Consider the following 20,209-nt stretch of genomic DNA (forward strand, 5'->3'; position numbering starts at 1 on the left):
CTTGCGATGTCAACGAGCACCTCCAGAGAGAAAGTTGCAGCGCCGAACAACGCCGTCCCGGTGACAAAACTGGATAAATTCTTCGAGATCACCAAACGCGGTTCAACGATCGCCCGGGAAGTTCGCGGTGGCATCGTCACCTTCATCACGATGGCGTACATCGTCATCCTCAACCCGCTCATCCTGGGCGGCCAGGGCGCCACCGATGTGTCGGGAGGATTCCTGGACCCGGCCCAGGTCGGCGCCGCCACCGGATTGACAGCGGGCCTGATGACAATACTGTTTGGCGTGTTTGCCCGGCTGCCCTTCGCGATCGCCGCCGGGTTGGGCATCAACTCATTCCTCGCCGTGGCCGTCATTGGCCAGGTCACCTGGCCCGAAGCCATGGGGCTTGTCATCATCAACGGCTTGATCATCGTGCTGCTCGGTGCGACGGGCGCCCGCACAGCCATCTTCAGGGCGGTGCCGCATGCCTTGAAGGCAGCCATCACCGTCGGCATCGGCCTCTTCATTGCCTTCATCGGCTTCGTTGATTCCGGGTTTGTCAGCCGCACCGAAGGCGGCCCGCCGGTCCAGCTGGGCACCGACGGCTCAATCGCCTCCGTGCCGACCTTGATCTTCCTTGTGGGACTGCTCCTGATTGGAATTCTGGTGGCACGCAAGGTGCCCGGCGGGATCTTGATTGGCATCGTGGTGACCACGGTCCTGGCCATTGTCGCCCAGTCATTCCTGAAGCTGGGTCCGAGCTTCGAGGATCCGGGCGGCTGGCACATGACGGTGCCGGCCCTTCCCACCCAGCTGGTCACCATCCCCGACTTTGGCCTCGTGGGGCAATTCGACCTGCTCGGCTCCTTCGGCCGTGTCGGCGCGCTGTCGGCAACCATGCTGGTTTTCACCCTGGTGTTCACGAATTTCTTCGACGCCATGGGCACCATGACCGGGCTGGCAAAAAATGCCGGGGTTGCCCACAAGGACGGCACCTTTCCGAGGCTGCGCGCGGCCTTCATCGTTGAAGGCGCCGGCGCCGTAATCGGCGGTGGCACCTCAACCTCCTCGGCCACCGTGTATGTCGACAGTGCCGCGGGCATCGGCGAGGGCGCCCGCACCGGCCTGGCCTCGGTGGTCACCGGCGCACTGTTCCTGATCTCCATGTTCTTCACGCCGCTGACACTTGTGGTGCCCATCGAAGTGGGTTCGGCAGCCCTGGTCGTCGTGGGTGCCATGATGATGTCCCAGATCCGCGAGATCAAGTTCGACAAGTTCTCCGTGGCACTGCCGGCATTCCTGACCATCGTCACGATGCCGCTGACCTACTCGATCGCGAACGGCATTGGCGTGGGCTTCATCAGCTGGTCGCTCATCAATGTGGCCTCCGGTCGGGCCAGGAAAGTCCATTGGCTGTTGTGGGTGGTCTCGTTTGGTTTCATGCTCTACTTCGTCCGCGGACCGATTGAGCAGTTCATCAGCGGTTCCTGACCGCCCTGACCAGCCGCTGTGAACCGGCCTGCCGCAAGTCAGCAGGGACGAAGAGTAAGGAAGGCCTCCGATACCGGGGGCCTTCCTTACTGTGGCCAACCTTTCCGACCGCAGCAGCAGCCGCGGCATGCCGTTCGGCCCGGGCGGCCGCAGTGTGGAGGGATGCCCGGCAGGACGGCGCGATATCGACCTCGTCCCGCCGCAGGCGGTGGTTGGCTGACTGTCGCCGGCAAACCATGAACTCATACGCACCACTTATACCCAGTTCTGCGCATGGACACTCATGCGTTGAACTCGTCATGAGTGCTGCGCATGGGTGCGGCACGGAGCCGGGCAGGCAGCCAAAAGGCAGGCCCCCGGGGAACCCGGGGCCTGCCTTTTGCAAATTGCGCCGTCAGCCTCCAGGGCCGTGAGCCTCGCGCGCGGAAGCCTTTTGGGCTGGAAGTCTAGGCGGCGGGGCTGGCTGCGTGGGCGGCATGGCGCAGCAGCTTGCCGGTGGGGGTCACGCCGTCGATCTCGGAACCGGCCAGGAACGTGCGCCGGACAACCCCGGTGAGGGTGGCGCCGTCGTACGGGGTGATGGCGTTCTTGTGGTTGAGGCGGGACACATCCACCACCTGGGATTCCTCGGCGGCGAAGATGGAGAAGTCGGCGTCGGCGCCCACGGCCAGGCGGCCCTTGCCGGGAAGCCCGACGAGATCGGCCGGGGCCGACGACATCCAGCCCACCACTTTCTCCAGCGGGATGCCGCGCTTGCGGGCCTCGGTCCAGATCAGCGGCAGGCCCAGCTGCAGCGAGGACACCCCGCCCCAGGCCACGGCAAAGTCGCCGTTTTCCAGGTCCTTCAGGTCCAGGGTGCTGGGGGAGTGGTCCGAGACGATGCAGTCGATGGTGCCGTCCTCGAGCCCCTGCCACAGCAGCTCACGGTTGCCGGCCTCACGGATGGGCGGGCAGCACTTGTAGGCGGTGGCGCCGTCGGGCACGTCCTCGGCCTGCAGGGTGAGGTAGTGCGGGCACGTCTCCACCGTGATGCGCACGCCGTCGGCCTTGGCGGCGGCAATCAGCGGCAGTGCCTCGGCGGAGGACAGGTGCAGGATGTGGGCGCGGGCGCCGGTGCGCCGGGCGGCCTCAATGACCCGGGCGATGGCCGTGTTTTCGGCCGCACGCGGACGCGAGGCCAGGAAATCGGCGTAGCGCCGGCCGGGGACGGCCACCGTTTCGTCAATGGTCCGGGAATCCTCGGCGTGCACAATGAGCAGCGACGCGAAGGAGCCAATCTCCGCCAGGTCGTGCTCCATCTCCGCGGCTTCCAGGTGCGGAAATTCATCCACGCCGGAGTGGATCAGGAAGCATTTGAAGCCAAAGACACCCTCCTCGTGCAGCGGCCGCAGCTCCGCGGTGTTGCCGGGGATCGCTCCTCCCCAAAAGCCGACGTTGACAAACGCCTGACCGGCGGCGACCTCGCGCTTGAGCTCAAGGTGGGGGACCGTCGTCGTTGGCGGAATGCTGTTCAGCGGCATGTCAACGACGGTGGTGACGCCACCGGCGGCAGCGGCCCGGGTGGCGGAGGCGAACCCCTCCCAATCGGTGCGGCCGGGCTCGTTGATGTGCACGTGGCTGTCGACCAGGCCCGGCAGCAGGGTTTCATCCGCCGCCAGCTCGATCGTCTCGCGTCCGGAAAGGCCGGTGCCGAGAGGCACGACGGCGGCAATCACGCCGGCCTTGACGCCCACCTCGTGCGCGGCGGGGCCGGCAGGGGTGAGGATGCTGGTGCCGCGGATGACCAGGTCAAAGGTGTTCGTGTCAGACAAGGGAGGTCTCCTCTTGGTGGGCAGGGGCTGGTTCTGTTGCCAGTTCTGTTCCAATGGTTGCACCGATCCGCTCCAACAGCTCCGCTGCATGGCTCATGCAGCGGGACGTGTCCGGCTCCAGCTCGGTCAGGGCAAACGTCCGGGTAAACCCGGCGTCGCGAAGTTTTTCAGGATTGAGCGTGGTGCGCCCGCAAACAGCCAGCACCCGCACGCCCGCCTGCCGTGCCGCGGCGGCAACACCAACGGGCGCCTTGCCGCGCAGGCTTTGGTGGTCAAGGCTGCCTTCACCTGTGATGACAATGTCGGCTGCGCGCAGGCGCTGCGCCAGGTTCGTCAGCTCCATGACTACCTCGATGCCCGGGCGCCGGACAGCGTTCAGGACGGCAAGTGCCGCGAAGCCGACACCGCCGGCAGCACCGGATCCGGGGTGGTCGCTGGCGGCGACGGCCTGCATGCCAAGTTCGTTGGACAACACCCGGAAATACCGTTCCAGGGCGTTCTCCAGCTCCTGAACCTGGTCGCCGGTGGCACCCTTTTGCGGGCCGAAGACGGCTGCCGTGCCGTCAGGTCCCAGCAGCGGGTTGTCCACGTCGCTGGCCAGCGTGAACCGTGTGCCGGCCAGGCGGGGATCCATGGTCTCCAACGCGATCTGCACCACCGACGCCAACGCGGCCCCGCCCGGGGCTATGGGCCGGCCCCGGGCATCCAGCAACTTCGCCCCGAGCGCTGCCAGCATGCCGGCGCCGCCGTCGGTGCAGGCGCTGCCGCCCACACCGAGGACGATGTCGGTGCAGCCCTTGTCCAGGGCGGCGTTGATGAGCTGGCCCGTGCCGAAGCTGGACGCCGTGAGCGGAACCAGGGCTCCGCCGTCGAGCACGTGCAGGCCCGAGGCCGCAGCCATCTCAATGACGGCGCGCGGTCCGAGAACGGCGAAGTCGGCCGCAACCGGGCCGCCGGTGGGTCCCTCGACAGTGGCGGTGACCCGGGTGAACCCGGCGGCGACGGCGGCATCCACTGTGCCCTCGCCGCCGTCGCCGAGCGGAAGCTGCTCCACCTCGAGCCCCGGGTTCGCCGAGCGGAGCCCTGCGGCCAGGTGCCTGGCAACGTCGGGGGCGGAGAGTGAGCCCTTGAATTTGTCCGGGGCTACGATGACGCGCATGGGACGGCCCTAGTCCTGCAGGGCCAGGATGGCGGTGGGGGCGTCGGCGGCGTACTCGGCAATGTCCTCAATCTCGGTGACGTTGTCCAGCTCGGTGCCCATGGAGATGTTAGTGACCCGCTCCAGGATGGCTTCAACCACCACGGGGACGTTGAATTCCGCCATGAGCTTTTTGGCTTCGGCGAAGGCGGCCGGCATGTCCTCGGGGCGTTCAACGCGGATGGCCTTGCAGCCCAGTCCCTCAGCGACCTTGATGTGGTCGACGCCGTAGCCGTTGGTTTCGGGGGAGTTGATGTTCTCGAAGGCCAGCGAGACGTGGTAGTCCATCCTGAAGCCGCGCTGCGACTGGCGGATCAAGCCCAGGTAGGAGTTGTTCACAACCACGTGGATGTACGGCAGGCCGAACTGTGCGCCAACAGCCAGTTCCTCAATCATGAACTGGAAGTCGTAGTCGCCGGAGAGCGCCACAACCGTCTCGCCGGGCTTGCCCCGGACGACGCCCAGGGCCGCCGGCCCGGTCCAACCCAGCGGGCCTGCCTGGCCGGCGTTGATCCAGCGGCGCGGGCCAAAGACGTGCAGCATCTGGGCGCCGGCAATCTGCGACAGGCCGATGGTGGAGACGTAGGTGGTGTCCTGGCCGAATGCGAGGTTCATTTCCTCGTACACGCGCTGCGGCTTCATGGGCACGTTCTCGAAGTGGGTCTTGCGGTGCAGGCTGCCCTTGCGGGCGGCGCAGGCGTTGGCCCATTCGCTGTAGTCGGGGACGGTGCCGGCGGCCTTGCGGTCGCGGGCGGCTTCGAGCAGCACGTCCAGGGCGGCGCCGGCGTCGGAGACGATGCCCAGGTCCGGGGAGAAGACGCGCCCAATCTGTGTCGGTTCGATGTCAACGTGCACGAACTTGCGTCCGGCAGTGTAGGTGGCCAGGCCGCCGGTGTGGCGGTTGGCCCAGCGGTTGCCGATGCCAATGACGACGTCGGATTCCAGGAACGTGGCGTTGCCGTAGCGGTGCGAGGTCTGCAGGCCCACCATGCCGGCCATCAAGGGGTGGTCATCGGGGATTGAGCCCCAGCCCATGAGTGTGGGGATGACGGGGATCGACAGCAGCTCGGCCAGCTCCACCAGCCGGGCGGAGGCCCCGGCGTTGATGATGCCGCCACCGGCAACAATCAAGGGGTGGCCGCCGGCCAGCAGGATGTCGAGTGCCTTCTCGGCCTGCTTGCGCGTGGCGGCAGGCTTGTTTGGCGTGAGTGGCTCGTAGGCGTCGATGTCGAATTCAATCTCGGCCATCTGGACGTCGATGGGCAGGTCCAGCAGCACCGGGCCGGGCCGCCCCGAGCGCATCAGGTAAAACGCCTTCTGGAAGGCGCCCGGGATCTGTCCGGGCTCCTTGATGGTCATGGCCAGTTTCGTCACGGGGGCCGCGATGGTTTCGATGTCCACGGCCTGGAAGTCTTCCTTGTGCAGCTTGGCCACAGGTGCCTGCCCGGTGATGCACAGGATCGGCACCGAATCGGCCCAGGCGGCGTACAGTCCGGTGATCATGTCGGTGCCTGCCGGGCCGGAGGTGCCGGTGCAGACACCGATGTTCCCGTCGGCGGCGCGGGAGTAGCCGTCGGCCATGTGGGAGGCGCCTTCAACGTGGCGGGCCAGGGTGTGGCGGATGCCGCCGTGGTCGCGCATGGCGGCGTAGAAGGGGTTGATGGCAGCCCCGGGCAGTCCGAAGACCTCGGTGGCGCCTTCCTTTTCCAGGATCAGGATGGCAGCGTCAACGGTGCGCATTTTAGTCATGGTGTGCTCCTTGCAAGTCGTGTGGGAAAGTCTGGGTGGGGTGTTTTTGGGTGTGCTGCAGGCACCGGCGCCGCGGTGGGATGTTCGACGCCGGATCCTGCGTTGGGTGCCTGCCCTGTGGTTGGCGGGGCGGCTAGTTGGCGGTGCTGCGGGCGGCTGGTGCGTGCCAGCCCAGTCCCGTCAGTTGCGGCCGGAGAGTGCCGCTGCCTGCTTGAAGAGGCCGGAGTGGTCCAGACCGCCGTCGCCCTGGGCCACCATGGCGGTGACAAGCTGCGCCACGGCGCCGCCGAGCGGGACGGTGATGCCGGCTTCGCGGGCGGCCGCGGTGACGATGCCGAGGTCCTTGTTGTGAAGGGCCAGGCGGAAGCCGGGATCGAAGTTGCGTGCCAGCATCTTTTGGCCCTTTTGCTCCAGCACCTTGGAGCCGGCGAGTCCGCCGCCGAGCACCTTGAGTGCGGCCTCGGTGTCCACGTTGTAGGCCTCGAGGAAGACGATGGCCTCGGCCAGTGCCTGGATGTTGACGGCGACGATGAGCTGGTTGGCGGCCTTGACTGTCTGGCCGGAACCCGAGGGACCCACGTGGACGATGGTTTTGCCCACGGCGCCAAGGATGTCGGCGGCGTCGGCGAAGTCCTCGGCCGTGCCACCCACCATGATGGACAGGACGGCGTCGATGGCGCCCTGCTCACCGCCGGAAACGGGTGCGTCAAGGGGGCGGATGCCGGCGGCCGCGGCGTCGTCGGACAGGCGCTTGGCCACATCGGGGCGGATGCTGCTGGCGTCGATCCAGAGGGTGCCCTTGCGGGCATTGGCGAAGACGCCGTCCGCGCCGCTGACAACATCCTCGACGTCGGGGGAGTCGGGCACCATGGTGATGACGGCGTCGGCATTCTTGACGGCGTCGGCAATGCTGCTGGCGCCCCGGCCGCCGGCGGCTGCGAGCTTGTCAGTGGCGGCCTGGCTGCGGTTGTAGCCGGACACCGAGTAGCCGGCGTTGACCAGGTTGACTGCCATGGGCAGGCCCATGATGCCGAGACCGATGACTGCGATGTTCTTCATGAGATGTCCTTAAGCGTAAAAGTGTCGAAAGTGCGGGGTGGTCGGGGTGGTGGAGGTGCAGCATGCGGGCCGGGGTGTCGGATCCGTGGGACGCCGCACTGGGGTTACACGGCTGGTTCGCGGATGGCCCAGGCGAAGGCGCTTTCGGCTGCCGCCTTGTATTCGAGTCCGATGTGGCCGGTGTAGCCCAGTTCCCGGCTGCGGGTGATCCATTCGCCGAGTGGGAGGGTGCCGGTGCCGGGTGCGCCGCGGCCCGGGTTGTCGGCGATCTGGATGTGGCCGAAATCCTTGGCGTGCTTTTCAATCACGGCCGGCACGTCGTCACCGTTGACGGCCAGGTGGTAGAAGTCGGCGAGGAGTTTGACGTTGTCGACGCCGGCAGCCCGGGTCTTGGCGATGACGTCCAGCGCGTCCTGGGCGCTCTTCAGCGGGTATGCGGGGGTGCCGGAAACCGGTTCCAACAAGATGGTGCCGCCGATTGCTGCAATGCCCTGTGCCGCGGCCACGAGGTTCGCCACGGCCAGCTCGTCCTGCTCCTGGGGGGTGCTGGCCTCCTGGCGGTTGCCGTAGAGGGCGTTGAATCCCCTGCAGCCCAGCTGGCCGCCGATGCCGGCGACGACGTCGATGTTGTCGCGGAATTCCGTGCTGCGGGCCGGCCACGAGACCAGGCCGCGTTCGCCTGCAGGCATGTCGCCGGCGTTGAAGTTCAGTCCCGTGAGCTGGACGCCGGCGTCGGTGACGGCACGTTCAAAGGCTGTGACTTCTGCATCGGACGGGACGGAGGGGGTGAACGGCCACCAGAATTCAACGGCGTCAAAGCCGGCAGCCTTGGCAGCGGCGGGGCGCTGCAGCAGGGGCAACTCGGTGAGGAGGATGGAGCAATTCACTGTGTACGTCATCTTGGGGTCCTTCCCGGGGAACGGCGGTGTTCCGAATGTGTGTCATTCCATAATTTCACTTGATGGAATTTAGTTTCTGCTTTATGAAAAGTCTAGGGAAAGTGGCGGTGGTAGTCAAGGGCGGCGCAGACACAATCCCGGACGGGGTGGAATCCAGTCCGGTTCTCGTGCGCCGGCACCCCTCTCCGCCGCTTCCCACCCGTCACCGGCGGCCGGGGGCAGCGCACGATGGTCCGCCAGCCACCACGCAAAAATGCCGCCGCTCCCGCATATTGCCGCGGGTGGACAGGCGGCAATATGCGGGAGCGGCGGCATTGGCCGCGCAGGCAGCGTCAGGTCAGGCGGATCTGCCGGTTCATGTCCTTGTACAACAGGTAGCGGAACTGGCCGGGCCCGCCGGCGTAGCAGGCCTGGGGGCAGAAGGCGCGCAGCCACATGAAGTCGCCTGCCTCCACTTCAACCCAGTCGTTGTTGAGCAGGTACATGGCCTTGCCCTCCAACACGTACAGGCCGTGTTCCATGACGTGGGTCTCCGGGAACGGAATGACCCCGCCGGGCTGGAACGTCACAATGTTCACCTGCATGTCGTGGGCCAGGTCGGCGGAATCCGTGAAGCGGGTCGTCTTCCAGGCGCCGTCGGTGTCAGGCATGGCCGTGGGCTCGACCTCAGCGTCACTCGTGACGAAGGACGTGGCCTCGTAACCTTCAAGGCGCTCGTAGGCCTTGCGGATCCACTGGAAGGAGACCACATCATCGGAGATGTTCTCCAGGCCCCAGGTGGAACCGGCGGCCAGGTAGGCGTAGCCGCCTTCCGCCAGTGCGTGCAGTTCGCCGTCGAGGGTCAGGTTGACCCTGCCCTGGGTGACAAAGACGACGCCTTCGACGCCGGGCTCAAATTCAGCCTTCGGTGCGCCGCCGCCCGCGCCAATCTCAACGATCAGCTGGGAGAAGGTGGTGGAGAAACCGGAGATGGGACGGGCTATGATCCAGGCCCGGGTGTTGGTGAAACCCGGGAGGTTGCTGGTCACAATGTCGGTCATGACGCCCTTGGGGATGACCGTGTAGGCCTCCTTGACAATGGCCCGTTCCGTGGTGAGGTGGGTTTGCGGCGGCAGGCCGCCCTGGGGGGAGTAATACTTGCCAGTCATCGTTGATTCCTTACTTGGAAGTTAATGGGGCCAGCCGCGGGTGCGCCAACGCGGTCAACTGGGGAATGTCGATGTCTGTCAGCGCGGCAACTTCGCCGGCGCCCACGGCCCCGCACTCCACGCCGCGCAGCACAAAGTTGGCCAGTGCGCGCGCGGTCGCCGGCTCGTCCATGACGGCGCCTTCGGTGTGTGAGACATAGTTCGCGAGCCGGGCCGCCGCGGCCGGCAGCCCCTGGCGGAAGAACGCGTACGTGGCGCTGAAGCGGCTGGGCAGTTGTGCCGGGTGCATGTCCCAGCCCTGGTAATAGCCGCGTTCAAGCGACCGCCGGACCAGCCGGCCGTGCAGCCGCCACGCGTCTTCCATGCCGTCGCCCATGGGGATGACGTTGCTGGAGCCGTCGGAGAGGCGGATGCCCGTGCCGGCGACGGCCAGCTGCATGACTTCCTTGGCGAAGTCGGCCACGGGGTGCTCCATGGATTGGTACTGCGCGGCGATCTCCAGTGATGCGCTGTAGTCGTAGGTGCCGTAGTGCAGGGCGCTGATCCGGCCCGGAATGTCATGGGCCAGCCGGGCGACCGGCGAGGTGCCGTCGGCGCCGAGGATCAATTGCGGGGTTTCCACCTGGACCTCAAAGCGGAGCCTGCCGGCGGGAAGTGAATGGACCTCCTCAAGCCGGCCGACGGCGAAGTCCATCGCCTTGACCTGGTCGACGGTTGTGACCTTGGGCAGTGTCAGGACCAGTCCCTGCGGCAGTTCGCCGGCGGCGGCAAGGGTCGAGACGAAGAGGTCAAGGGTGCGCAGGCCCCGGGCCCGGGTGGCCGCCTCAAAGCACTTGAAGCGGATGCCGATGTACGGTGGCGCCGTGCCCGCCGCGACGGCTGCGGCGACGGCCTTCCCGGCTGCGACGGCGTCGGCGTCCTCGGTTTCGTCTCCGCGGTTGCCGTAGCCGTCCTCAAAATCCAGGCGCAGGTCTTCGATCGGTTCCGAGGCCAGCTTTGCACGAACGCGCGGGGCCACCTCTGCTGCCAGCCCGCCGTCCTGGCCCAAAAGGGTGCCGAGGCGTTCCAGCCCGCCGTGGGCCTCGGCGGCGGCCAGGGCCTCGCCGCCCCACGTGGCGGCGAAATCCGGGGTGAACCTGTCGGCCGGGACATAAACGGTGTGCACCGGTTGCCGGGATCCGTCGTCGCCCGGATAGTTGCGTTCCAGCAACTGGTCGGTGGCCTGCAGGGACGCGTCGATCCGTGCCAGGTCGGCGGCGGACAGTGAGGGTGCCGGGCTCATGCCCGCGCTGCCAGTTCGTAGGCAGGTGTCGTAAGGAAGTCCGCGTAGTCCTCCGACAGGCAGATTTCTTCGATGAGGTCGCTGGCGGGCTTGTAGTACTTGGCGAATGCCGCGTCGCCAACCTCGCCGTGCAGCTTGGCGGTTTCCTCGTCGAGGATTGTCTTCACCAGTTCCCGGGTGACGGTGTTGCCGGTGTCGGCGAGCGTCACGGCGTTGTGGATGTGCTGCCACACCTGGGAGCGGGAGATTTCAGCTGTCGCGGCATCCTCCATGAGGTTGTGGATGGCGACGGCGCCGCTGCCGGAGAGCCAGACGGCGGTGTAGGCGACAGCCACGTACAGGTTCAGGCGCAGGCCCGCCTCTGTGACTGTGCCCTTCGCCGAGGCGATGTCCAGCAGTTCGGCGGCGGTGACGTGCACCTCGGGGCGCTGCTTGTCCAGCTGGTTGGGGCGCTCGCCCAGGACGGCGTCGAACACCTCCGCGCAGACGGGCACAAGATCGGGGTGGGCCACCCAGGAGCCGTCAAAGCCGTCGTCGGCCTCACGGGTTTTGTCGGCCTTGACCTTGGCGAAGGCCGCGGCCGTGACTTCCGGTTCGCGCCGGTTCGGGATGACGGCGGCCATGCCGCCCATGGCGAACGCGCCGCGGTGGTGGCAGGTTTTCACCAGCAGTTCGGTGTAGGCGCGCATGAACGGTGCCGTCATGGTGATCTGGGCGCGGTCCGGCAGGACAAAGGCGGCACCGGCGTCGCGGAAGTACTTGATGATGCTGAAAAGGTAGTCCCACCGGCCGGCGTTCAAGCCAGAGGCGTGCTCGCGCAGTTCGTACAGGATCTCGTCCATTTCAAAGGCGGCCGGGATCGTTTCAATGAGCACGGTGGCACGGATGGAGCCCTGCGGGACGCCGAGGTAGTCCTGGGCGAAGACAAAAACGTCGTTCCAGAGGCGTGCCTCGAGGTGGCTTTCCATCTTCGGGAGGTAGTAGTACGGGCCCTGCCCATTGGCCAGCAACAACTTGGCCGTGTGGAAGAAGAGCAGGCCAAAGTCAACCAGCGCGCCCGAGGCGGGTTCGCCGTCGACCAGGATGTGGCTTTCCTCCAGGTGCCAGCCGCGGGGGCGGGCGACGACGACTGACAGCGGCGCGTCAGTGCGCAGCCGGTATTCCTTGCCTTCGGGTGAGGTGTAGGCAAGGGTGCCCAGGGCCGCGTCGCGCAGGTTGAGGACGGCGTCGACGACGTTGGACCACAGCGGTGTGCTGGCGTCTTCAAGGTCGGCCAGCCAGACCTTGGCGCCGGAGTTCAGGGCGTTGATGGCCATCTTGGCCGGGGATGCCGGGCCTGTCATTTCCACGCGGCGGTCGGTCAGGGCTGCCGGTGCCGGCGCCACCGTCCAGTCGCCGGCGCGGATGGCGGCGGTCCCGGGAAGGAAGTCCAAGCCGCCGGTGGCAGCCACCTGGGCGCGCTTTGCCGTGCGTTCGGCCAACCGTTCGATGCGCGCAGGATTGAAGCGGCGGTTCAATTCGGCCAGGAAATCAAGGGCTTCCGGCGTCAGGATTTCCGCGGCCCTCGGGATCGGGGTGGGGTGGGTGACAGTAAGTGTGAGGGCGGGGCTGGTCATGAGTTCGTCCTTTCAAGGGGTGAACCTGCTGCGTTGGCGACGGCGGAGGCAACGTCAGCGGCCACGTGCGGGTCGAAGACGCTGGGGATGATGAAGCTGGCATTGAGTTCAGAATCGTCGACACGGTTGGCAATGGCGGCTGCCGCCGCGACCAGCATATCGTCAGTGATGTCGGACACGCCGGCGTCGAGCAGGCCGCGGAAGAATCCGGGGAAGGCCAGCACGTTGTTGATCTGGTTGGGGAAGTCGCTGCGCCCTGTGGCTACCACGGCTGCATGCCTGGCGGCAAGCACGGGATCGACCTCGGGGGTGGGGTTGGCCATCGCAAACACGATGGCGTCGTCGGCCATGGCGGCGATCTGTTCCTCACCCAGTACGTTGGGGCCGCTGACTCCGATAAACACGTCCGCCCCGGGCATGGCTTCGTGCAGCGAACCGGTGAAGTTGTCGGGGTTGGTGTTCTCGGCCAGCCAGGCGCGGTGTGGGTCGGCATGGTTTTCATTGCGATGCACGGCGCCGGTGCGCCCGCAGGCGATGATGTTCGTGGCGCCCTGTGCCACGAGCAGCGAGATGATGGCGTTGCCTGCAGCGCCCACCCCCGCCACCACAATCTTCACGTCGGACATCTTTTTGCGAACGACGCGCAGTGCGTTGGTCAGTGCCGCCAGTGTCACGATCGCCGTGCCGTGTTGGTCGTCGTGGAAGACCGGGATGTCAAGTTCCTCGCGCAGCCGTTTTTCAATTTCAAAGCAGCGAGGTGCCGCAATGTCTTCAAGGTTGATGCCGCCGTAAACGGGGGAGATCGCCTTGACGATGCTGATGATTTCCTCGGTGTCGGTTGTGTCAAGGCACACCGGCCAGGCATCGACATTGGCGAATTGCTTGAACAGGGCCGCCTTGCCCTCCATGACAGGCAGTGCGGCGGCCGGGCCGATGTTGCCCAGGCCCAGCACCGCCGTGCCGTCGGTGACCACGGCGATGGTGTTGCGCTTGATGGTCAGGTTGCGGGCCAGCTCGGGATCTTCGGCGATGGCCATGCAGACGCGGGCGACGCCGGGAGTGTAGGCGCGGGAGAGGTCGTCACGGTTGCGCAGGGCCACTTTGGGGACGACTTCAAGCTTGCCGCCGAGGTGCATGAGGAAGGTGCGGTCCGACACGTGCAGGACTGTGACGTCCTCGAGTGCCTCGAGTGCTTCCTTGACCTGCGTGGCATGGTCCTCGCCGGTGGTGTTTGCCGTGATGTCCACGGTGATGCGTTCGTGGTGGGACTCCGTGACATCCAGGGCGGTGACAGATGCGCCCGCCGCGGCGGCAGCAGCCGCCAGTTCGCTGGTGGTGGTGAAGCGTGAGGGAGCGCTGACACGCAGGGTGATGGAATTGCCGGGACTGGTATTCGCCATTGAACATCCTTTGCATAGTGGCCCGGGGGCCGTCCGAAATCACTTATCTTTTCGTATGATGGATATTATTATCTATCTGATGGAAAAACAAGTCGAGTGATTTGATGCTATGAAAAGTTTCATGATGCGGTATCTTTGAGATTGAAACATCGTTTTCACGATGTGGATAAAATGGCCGGACTGCAGCCCGGCCACACAACTTTGGGAGCTGGACCATGGCAGCAAAGACTGGCGGAGGCGTACAGTCCGTGGAGCGCGTGTTTGAGCTCCTTGAGCTCATTACCGATGCCGGCGGGGACGTGACGCTCAGTGAGTTGTCCGGTTCCACCGACCTGCCACTGCCGACCATCCACCGGCTGCTGCGGACACTGGTGTCGCTGGGTTACATCCGCCAGCTGCCGAACCGGCGCTACGCACTGGGGCCCCGCCTGATCCGCCTGGGCGAAGGCGCCAACAAGCAGCTCGGTGCACTGGCCCGCCCCCAGCTGAAAACCCTTGTCGACAAGTTGGGGGAGACAGCCAACATGGCCGTCCTGGAATCCGACATGGTCATTTACATTGCCCAGGTCCCCTCACCCCACTCGATGCGCATGTTCACCGAGGTGGGCCGACGTGCGCACACTCATGACACCGGCGTGGGCAAGGCGCTGCTGGCCCAGCTGGACAACGACACGGTGCGGGGGATCATTGCCCGCCAGGGCATGCCAACCCCCACGCCCAAAAGCATCGGAAACGTCGAAGACCTGCTTGCCGACCTGGAACTCATTCGCAGCCGCGGCTACTCCATCGACGAGGAAGAACAGGAGCTCGGGGTCAGGTGCTTCGCCATGGCCGTCCCCAACGCACCGACCCCCACAGCCATCTCGGTCTCCGGCCCGGTCACCCGCGTCGACCAGTCCTTTGCCGACCGGGCCGTCCCCATGCTGGTGGCAGCTGCCGCCGTCATTTCCGCTGAAATGAACAGCAACTAGCCGTTCACGAGTTTCCTGGCGGCCTGGCTGTGGTCGGCAATGAGTCCGGCCAGGTCAAGTCCCGGGATCTGCCCGTCGACCACCCGCCACGTCCCGCCGACCATGACCCTGTCGGCCCGGTCCGCCCCGCACAGCAGCAGGGCGGCAACCGGGTCGTGGGAACCCGAGAACCGCAGCTCGTCCAGGGTGAACATGGCCAGGTCCGCCTGCCGGCCCGGCGCAATCTCGCCCAGGCTTTCCCGGCCCAGCACGCGGGCCGATCCCCGGGTGGCCCAGCCGAGTACCCGCTCGCAGCTCACCGCTGAGGCGCCGTAGCGCAGCCGCTGTAGATACAACGCCTGCCGGGCTTCCTGGATCATGTTGGACGCGTCATTGGACGCCGACCCGTCAACGCCCAATCCCACCGGAGCCCCCGCCGCCTCCAGCTCCAGGATGCGGGCGGTGCCGGATGCCAGGCGCATGTTCGACGTCGGGCAGTGGGCGATGGCGGTTCCGGCCGCTCCCAGCCGGGCAATCTCGGCGTCGTCAAAGTGGATGCCGTGGCCCAGCCAGGTCCGGGAGGTCAGCCAGCCCACGCTCTCGAGGTAGTCCACGGTGCGCAGGCCAAACATTTCCTTGCAGAAATCCTCCTCGTCAAGGGTCTCCGCCAGATGCGTGTGCAACCGCACGTCGAGTTTTTCGGCCAGCGCGGCGCTTTCCATCATGACCTCGCGGGTGACGGAGAACGGGGAGCAGGGTGCCAGCGCAATCTGGATGACGGCGTCCCCGCCACGCTCGTGGTACGCGGCAACGAGCCGTTCGCTGTCGGCCAGGATCACGTCCGGGTCCTGCACGGTGGATTGGGGCGGCAGCCCGCCGTCGTCCTCGCCCAGCGACATCGAGCCCCGGGTCAGGGTGGCCCGCATGCCAAGCTGGCGCACCGCCTGGACCTGGATGTCGATCGCGTCTTCCAATCCGCGGGGGAATAGGTAATGGTGGTCGGCGGCAGTGGTGCAGCCGGAGAGCAGCAGCTCGGCGAGGGCGGCCGTCGTGGCCAGCTCAAGGTCGCGCGGCGTCAGTCTGGCCCATACGGGGTAGAGGGTTTTCAGCCACGGGAACAACTCCGCGTTGGCGACGGGAGCCCATGCGCGGGTGAGTGTTTGATAGAAGTGGTGGTGGGTGTTGATCAAACCCGGCGTGAGCACGTGCCGGCCGGCGTCAACAACCTCGTCGCAGGGTTCGATCGGAGCTTTACCGGTGCCGACGACCTCGGCGATGATGCCGCCGGAAACAACGACGCCGCCACCGGCGTCGAGCTCGTTGGCGGTGAAGGCGGCCAGAGGATTCTTCAGCCACAGCCGGTGCTGCCGGGGCGGGGTGGCTGTTGATGGTGCGAGGGGAGTGCTCATGGGGTGGTCCTTGCAGGCGGTCGGGCGGCGGTCGGTCCCATGGTGCCCGGCTGAAACTAAAAAAGCCGGCACCGTTGGGTGCCAGCTCAGTGTTGCCTCTGTGTAAAGACCCTGTCTGCTGATCCAGGTTGGTCCGCCGAAGCGGGCCTAGCCATAATTTAGGCGACGCGGTTGCGAAAGTCAACGACTCAGCTTCCCGGAGGTATTGCAATGAGGCAACAGGCGGTGCGGAGCGTGGGTTCCTGGGCCGAACGGAGCACCAGATCCAAGTGGTTTCGCTTGGAGTCGACGGTGATTGGCCCGCAATGGATATTTTGGGGCGGTCACGGCCGTGAGAGTACAGGAAATGCCACATTGGACGGTTTTAGCGGCGTTTCCTGCACACTCACGAACAATTTCAAGTTCCTGGTACTCCAAGCCGGCTCTACATGCAGAACTGGTTTGCCGGGCTGCAACAGCCACACGGCCTTTGCCGATTCTGGCGCTAAATCATGGCAGCGACATGGACGGTCGCCGTCGACAAAGCGGACACCCTGGTCGATCTTTGGCCCAAGGAAGCGGCTCCTCACAGCATTGCAGTGTCCACAGCACCGGCTTTGGCTTGGCCCCGCGGGCTTCCCTTGGACAACGTCCGCAGGGGCCCGCCCGCCGCTGACCCGGGCCGGAACGACGTCGGCACCAGCCTGTGGGAGGCTGGTGCCGACGTCGTTCATCGCCCTTCAAATGGCGGCGAAATTCACGCTGCCGTCAATGCTGCGGATCTGCCTCCAACACTGGAATCTCGTTGCCGTCGGCGTCGATCAGCTTGCCCTCCTCACAGCGGTCACCGTGTTTGAGCAGGCCCAGCACCTCCGGGGAGATGCGTCGTTCGGCGGCCTCGGCGAACACCGAGGGATTTTCCGAGTTGCCGCGCTTGAGGTGGTTGAACAGCAGGTTCAACAAGATCGCCATGACGGCCGAGGAGCTGATGCCGGAGTGGAAAATCGTGGCAAACCAGTCGGGGAACTGGTCGTAAAACGTTGGTGCGGCGATCGGAATGACGCCAAAGCCAATGGAGGTGGCCACGATGATCAGGTTCATGTTGTTCTTGTAGTTCACTGCCGACAGGGTGCGGATGCCGCTGGCTGCCACGGTGCCGAACAAGACGATGCCGGCTCCGCCCAGGACTGCTGTGGGCACGGCCGCAACGACGCGGCCCATGATCGGCATGAGTCCCAGCACAACCAGGATCAGACCGCCCGCGGCGACCACAAAGCGGCTCTTGATGCCGGTGACGGCGACCAGGCCCACGTTTTGTGCGAACGCGCTTTGCGTGAACGAACCAAAGATGGGGGAGATCGCACTGGAGAGCATGTCGGCCCTCAGCCCGTCACCCAGGCGGCGCGAGGTCACCTTGGTCTCGACGATGTCCGAGACGGCCAGAATGTCTGCGGACGTCTCCACCAGGGTCACCAGGATGACGATGAGCATGGAGATGATGGCGGCGATGTGGAAGGTGGGCATGCCGAAGTGGAATGGTGTGGGGAACGCGGCGACGGGTCCCACCCCGACCTGCGAGAAATCTGTCATGCCAAAGGCGAGCGCCACGATCGTGCCGATGACAATCGCCAGCAGGATCGAGAGCCGGGAGACTGTGGCGTTGCCAAGTTTGCTGAGCAACAGCACAACCACCAGGGTGAGCCCGGCGAGGCCGATGTTTGCCGGGGATCCGTAGTCGGGGGCCTTGGAGTTGCCGCCCATCGCCCAGTTGGCGGTGACGGGCATCAGCGTCAGCCCAATGGTGGTGATCACCGTGCCGGTGACCACCGGGGGAAAGAACCTGATGATCTTGGAGAACAACGGCGTGATGGCAAGCCCGATCACGGACGCGGCGATGACTGAACCAAACACCGACTGAATGCCGCCGTCGCCGTTGACGATGGCCACCATCGTGGCGACGCCGGCAAACGACACGCCCTGGACCAGCGGAAGCTGGGAGCCGAAGAACGGAATGCCGATCGTCTGCAGGAGTGTGGCAAGTCCACCCACGAACAGGCAGGCGGTGATGAGAAGGCCAATTTCTGCCGTGTCCATGCCGGCGGCCTGGCCGACGATCAGTGGGACGGCGATGATGCCGCCGTACATGGTCAAAACGTGCTGGAACCCGTAGGCGAAACTTGCTCCGAGGCCAAGTTTCTGGTCCTCGGGCCGTGCTGGTGTGGTCTTTGAACTCTGGGACCTGGTCATAGCGGACCTCCTTGTCTGCTTACCGGTGAAATGCGATCAACCCGCTTTGGGGGTTGGCGCGGCGGGCCGGCGGGGACTGTCAACCCCGCCTGCCCCCTACTGAAGGCGTATTGCTGAAGGCGTATTGAATGCGTACTGCGGGCCTGCTGCGGTGCCGGCGTCTGGCGTGACGCGGCACTGATGATGCGTTTAGCAGAAACCGGCCATGCCATCCCAGGCGTTGCCGGCGTCGGAGCCGTTTTCCCGGGCCACCGTGGCCTCGATGAGGCCATACGGCCGGTCGGCTGCGAAGAGCACCTCGCCGGGGTTGTCCTGGCCAAACGGGGTCAGGTCAACCACGAAGTGGTGCTTGTTGGGCATGGAGAACCTGATCTCGTCGATCTCCTCATGGGCGGCCATGACCTTTTTGCCCATCTCAAAGAGCGTGTGCTGGAGGGCGTGGGAATGTCCCTCGGTGAAGCCTTCGAGCAGGAGCGCCTTGACGTCGTCGTACGTCTTGTTGAAGTCAAGGGTGCCAACCGAGGCGGGATTGTAGCGCCAGCGGGCGGCCACATCGGTGGCAAGGACCCTGTCGGTGGTTTCGGCCAGGGTCGTGTACTTGTCCTTGGGGTAGCCGACGAAGCCGGAGCCGGTGGACTTGAGCACTGTGAGGTCCTTCAGTCCGCCCAGCACATGTGTGGCGGCCCCGTCCTTGACGACGACGGCGGTGCGCACCTCCTGGCCGTTGCGCACGAACGAGTGGTCGTGGCCGGCGCCGTGGGCCTGGATCCTGTCCCAGGCATAGGATTCGGCAGCCCAGCGGCCGCCGGTGACCCAGTCGAAGGAGCTGGTGAAATGCTCGGCCAGACGCTGCAGGAAGCCCTCGGGGGAGCCGACGCCGTCACGGGCCAGCGAGTAGATGGTGTTTTTCTGGGTGTCGGTGGCCACCACGTGGGCGTTGTCGCCTTCGAGGTGGGCGGCCGCGAAGTCGCCGCGCAGCTGGGAGGTGACGTTGAGGTCCTCAATGCTGTGCCGGGCGGTGTCGCGGGTGATCTTGACCAGGCGGACCTCGGCTTTGCCGTACTGGTTCGCGCCCAGGATGATGTTGTTGGTCATGGCTAGTTCCCTCTGTACGTTGAATAGGCGAACGGGCTCAGCAGCAGGGGCACGTGGTAGTGCTCCTGGCCGGCCTTGACGGAAAAGGTGAGCGCGACTTCCGGGAAGAACGTCTCGGTGTTGCTGGCGGCAAAGTAGGCTCCCGTGTCAAAGCGAAGCTGGTAGTTCCCGGCCGCGAGCTGCGCCGGGCCAAGGTCCTGCACCCGGCCGTTGGCATCAGTGGTGCCCGAGGCTATCGGGCTCCAGCCGGCGTCGTTGCCGGCATGAAGTTCGACGGCGACCCCGGACGCGGGCGTGCCGGTTGCGGTGTCGAGTATGTGGGTGCTGACATGTGAGCTCAAGTGTCCATCACTCCTTTGAGCCGCAGCAGCGCGATTTCACGCAGTTGTGCGGCAATTATGGGGGCTTCTTGTTCAGGGGTGTTGGCCAGGCGCCCGTCCAGTGCGGTGAGGATTTCCTGCGGGGTCCGGCCGGCGGCCCTGATGAGGAACACCTGGCCGAACTTTTCCTCGTAGGCACGGTTGCCGTCGGCCAGGGCCCTGGTGAGGTCCTGGTTGGCCGGGTCCACGGCTGACTGTTCCTTGCGGGACAGGGCCGCCTCGGTGCTGGTGCCGGCGGCCCGCTGTCCTATCCGTGGGTGGTGTGCCATGGCGGCGGAAATCTCCGCAGCCGTGAATGGCTCGGCAGCCGCCCCGGCGTGGCTGAAAAGCTGGTCCAGGGTGGCGTAGGGGCGGGCCGCGGCGATTTCATCAATCCACCGCTGGATGTCTATGCAGGGGCGGAGTTTTTCGACAAGTTGAACCTTGTCGGCGTCATTGAATTGTTTCAGCAACATGGGTTTGCTGTCCTTGAAAATCAAATGCTGGCATCCACGGCGTAGGCTATACGAAG

The 20,209-nt window shown here is 65.6% G+C and carries 16 protein-coding genes; 2 read left to right on the forward strand and 14 right to left on the reverse strand.

Annotation, left to right across the window (positions count from 1 at the left end):
- Nucleotides 1-6: 6 nt before the first annotated feature.
- Nucleotides 7-1,476 carry an NCS2 family permease gene (locus tag AC1L6K_RS10225; protein ID WP_480952572.1) on the forward strand — a complete coding sequence of 490 codons (1,470 nt, stop codon included), beginning with the start codon at nt 7-9 and terminating at the stop codon, nt 1,474-1,476.
- A 446-nt stretch (nt 1,477-1,922) separates the two neighbouring features.
- Here AC1L6K_RS10225 and allB read toward each other — a convergent pair whose 3' ends face one another.
- The 9 genes from allB to AC1L6K_RS10270 all read right to left on the reverse strand — a co-directional run bounded on the left by allB (nt 1,923) and on the right by AC1L6K_RS10270 (nt 13,638).
- Nucleotides 1,923-3,377 carry an allantoinase AllB gene (gene allB / locus AC1L6K_RS10230; RefSeq protein WP_480952573.1) on the reverse strand — a complete coding sequence of 485 codons (1,455 nt, stop codon included), beginning with the start codon at nt 3,375-3,377 and terminating at the stop codon, nt 1,923-1,925.
- A complete protein-coding gene (locus tag AC1L6K_RS10235) occupies nt 3,280-4,446 on the reverse strand; it encodes a glycerate kinase (RefSeq protein WP_480952574.1) in 1,167 nt (388 codons plus the stop codon). The genes allB and AC1L6K_RS10235 overlap by 98 nt, the downstream gene beginning before the upstream one ends.
- A 9-nt stretch (nt 4,447-4,455) precedes the next feature.
- The gene (gene gcl / locus AC1L6K_RS10240; RefSeq protein WP_480952575.1) at nt 4,456-6,234 is read right to left on the reverse strand and encodes a glyoxylate carboligase; all 1,779 of its coding nucleotides are present in this window, start codon (nt 6,232-6,234) and stop codon (nt 4,456-4,458) included.
- Nucleotides 6,235-6,414: 180 nt separating this feature from the next.
- Nucleotides 6,415-7,293, reverse strand: coding sequence for a 2-hydroxy-3-oxopropionate reductase (locus AC1L6K_RS10245; RefSeq protein ID WP_480952576.1), 879 nt, complete (start codon nt 7,291-7,293; stop codon nt 6,415-6,417).
- A gap of 104 nt (nt 7,294-7,397) precedes the next feature.
- Nucleotides 7,398-8,192 (reverse strand): hydroxypyruvate isomerase family protein, encoded by a 795-nt coding sequence (locus AC1L6K_RS10250; protein WP_480952577.1) that lies wholly within the window; start codon nt 8,190-8,192, stop codon nt 7,398-7,400.
- A gap of 332 nt (nt 8,193-8,524) precedes the next feature.
- Nucleotides 8,525-9,340, reverse strand: a complete 816-nt coding sequence (locus tag AC1L6K_RS10255) for a bifunctional allantoicase/(S)-ureidoglycine aminohydrolase (protein WP_480952578.1) — start codon at nt 9,338-9,340, stop codon at nt 8,525-8,527.
- A 10-nt stretch (nt 9,341-9,350) separates the two neighbouring features.
- Nucleotides 9,351-10,622, reverse strand: a complete 1,272-nt coding sequence (locus AC1L6K_RS10260) for a DUF6986 family protein (RefSeq protein ID WP_480952579.1) — start codon at nt 10,620-10,622, stop codon at nt 9,351-9,353.
- On the reverse strand, nt 10,619-12,238 hold the full coding sequence (gene aceB / locus AC1L6K_RS10265) for a malate synthase A (protein ID WP_480952580.1): 1,620 nt from the start codon (nt 12,236-12,238) through the stop codon (nt 10,619-10,621). The genes AC1L6K_RS10260 and aceB overlap by 4 nt, the downstream gene beginning before the upstream one ends.
- A complete protein-coding gene (locus AC1L6K_RS10270) occupies nt 12,235-13,638 on the reverse strand; it encodes an NAD-dependent malic enzyme (protein WP_480952581.1) in 1,404 nt (467 codons plus the stop codon). The genes aceB and AC1L6K_RS10270 overlap by 4 nt, the downstream gene beginning before the upstream one ends.
- Nucleotides 13,639-13,853: 215 nt before the next feature.
- Here AC1L6K_RS10270 and AC1L6K_RS10275 point away from each other — a divergent pair, with 215 nt between their 5' ends.
- A complete protein-coding gene (locus tag AC1L6K_RS10275; protein ID WP_480952582.1) occupies nt 13,854-14,609 on the forward strand; it encodes an IclR family transcriptional regulator in 756 nt (251 codons plus the stop codon).
- On the opposite strand, the gene AC1L6K_RS10280 is transcribed toward AC1L6K_RS10275, so the two are convergent.
- The 5 genes from AC1L6K_RS10280 to uraD form a co-directional block, all read right to left on the reverse strand.
- Nucleotides 14,606-15,997 (reverse strand): 8-oxoguanine deaminase, encoded by a 1,392-nt coding sequence (locus tag AC1L6K_RS10280; protein WP_480952583.1) that lies wholly within the window; start codon nt 15,995-15,997, stop codon nt 14,606-14,608. The genes AC1L6K_RS10275 and AC1L6K_RS10280 overlap by 4 nt on opposite strands.
- A 747-nt stretch (nt 15,998-16,744) precedes the next feature.
- Nucleotides 16,745-18,223 (reverse strand): nucleobase:cation symporter-2 family protein, encoded by a 1,479-nt coding sequence (locus AC1L6K_RS10285; RefSeq protein WP_480952584.1) that lies wholly within the window; start codon nt 18,221-18,223, stop codon nt 16,745-16,747.
- A gap of 189 nt (nt 18,224-18,412) precedes the next feature.
- Nucleotides 18,413-19,318 carry a factor-independent urate hydroxylase gene (gene pucL / locus AC1L6K_RS10290; RefSeq protein ID WP_480952585.1) on the reverse strand — a complete coding sequence of 302 codons (906 nt, stop codon included), beginning with the start codon at nt 19,316-19,318 and terminating at the stop codon, nt 18,413-18,415.
- Nucleotides 19,319-19,320: 2 nt separating this feature from the next.
- Nucleotides 19,321-19,659: a hydroxyisourate hydrolase gene (uraH, locus tag AC1L6K_RS10295; protein WP_480952586.1), complete on the reverse strand. Its 339-nt coding sequence runs from the start codon at nt 19,657-19,659 to the stop codon at nt 19,321-19,323.
- Nucleotides 19,656-20,153 carry a 2-oxo-4-hydroxy-4-carboxy-5-ureidoimidazoline decarboxylase gene (gene uraD / locus AC1L6K_RS10300; RefSeq protein ID WP_480952587.1) on the reverse strand — a complete coding sequence of 166 codons (498 nt, stop codon included), beginning with the start codon at nt 20,151-20,153 and terminating at the stop codon, nt 19,656-19,658. Before uraD ends, uraH begins: the two co-directional genes overlap by 4 nt.
- Nucleotides 20,154-20,209 lie beyond the last annotated feature (56 nt).

This window comes from Specibacter sp. BI4, from assembly GCF_056680095.1.

Bases quoted from the DNA above. Each gene is read 5' to 3' on its own strand.
- AC1L6K_RS10225 (WP_480952572.1), top strand. From the start codon at position 7: ATGTCAACGAGCACCTCCAGAGAGAAAGTTGCAGCGCCGAACAACGCC.
- allB (WP_480952573.1), bottom strand. From the start codon at position 3,377: ATGCAGCGGAGCTGTTGGAGCGGATCGGTGCAACCATTGGAACAGAAC.
- AC1L6K_RS10235 (WP_480952574.1), bottom strand. From the start codon at position 4,446: ATGCGCGTCATCGTAGCCCCGGACAAATTCAAGGGCTCACTCTCCGCC.
- gcl (WP_480952575.1), bottom strand. From the start codon at position 6,234: ATGACTAAAATGCGCACCGTTGACGCTGCCATCCTGATCCTGGAAAAG.
- AC1L6K_RS10245 (WP_480952576.1), bottom strand. From the start codon at position 7,293: ATGAAGAACATCGCAGTCATCGGTCTCGGCATCATGGGCCTGCCCATG.
- AC1L6K_RS10250 (WP_480952577.1), bottom strand. From the start codon at position 8,192: ATGACGTACACAGTGAATTGCTCCATCCTCCTCACCGAGTTGCCCCTG.
- AC1L6K_RS10255 (WP_480952578.1), bottom strand. From the start codon at position 9,340: ATGACTGGCAAGTATTACTCCCCCCAGGGCGGCCTGCCGCCGCAAACC.
- AC1L6K_RS10260 (WP_480952579.1), bottom strand. From the start codon at position 10,622: ATGAGCCCGGCACCCTCACTGTCCGCCGCCGACCTGGCACGGATCGAC.
- aceB (WP_480952580.1), bottom strand. From the start codon at position 12,238: ATGACCAGCCCCGCCCTCACACTTACTGTCACCCACCCCACCCCGATC.
- AC1L6K_RS10270 (WP_480952581.1), bottom strand. From the start codon at position 13,638: ATGGCGAATACCAGTCCCGGCAATTCCATCACCCTGCGTGTCAGCGCT.
- AC1L6K_RS10275 (WP_480952582.1), top strand. From the start codon at position 13,854: ATGGCAGCAAAGACTGGCGGAGGCGTACAGTCCGTGGAGCGCGTGTTT.
- AC1L6K_RS10280 (WP_480952583.1), bottom strand. From the start codon at position 15,997: ATGAGCACTCCCCTCGCACCATCAACAGCCACCCCGCCCCGGCAGCAC.
- AC1L6K_RS10285 (WP_480952584.1), bottom strand. From the start codon at position 18,223: ATGACCAGGTCCCAGAGTTCAAAGACCACACCAGCACGGCCCGAGGAC.
- pucL (WP_480952585.1), bottom strand. From the start codon at position 19,318: ATGACCAACAACATCATCCTGGGCGCGAACCAGTACGGCAAAGCCGAG.
- uraD (WP_480952587.1), bottom strand. From the start codon at position 20,153: ATGTTGCTGAAACAATTCAATGACGCCGACAAGGTTCAACTTGTCGAA.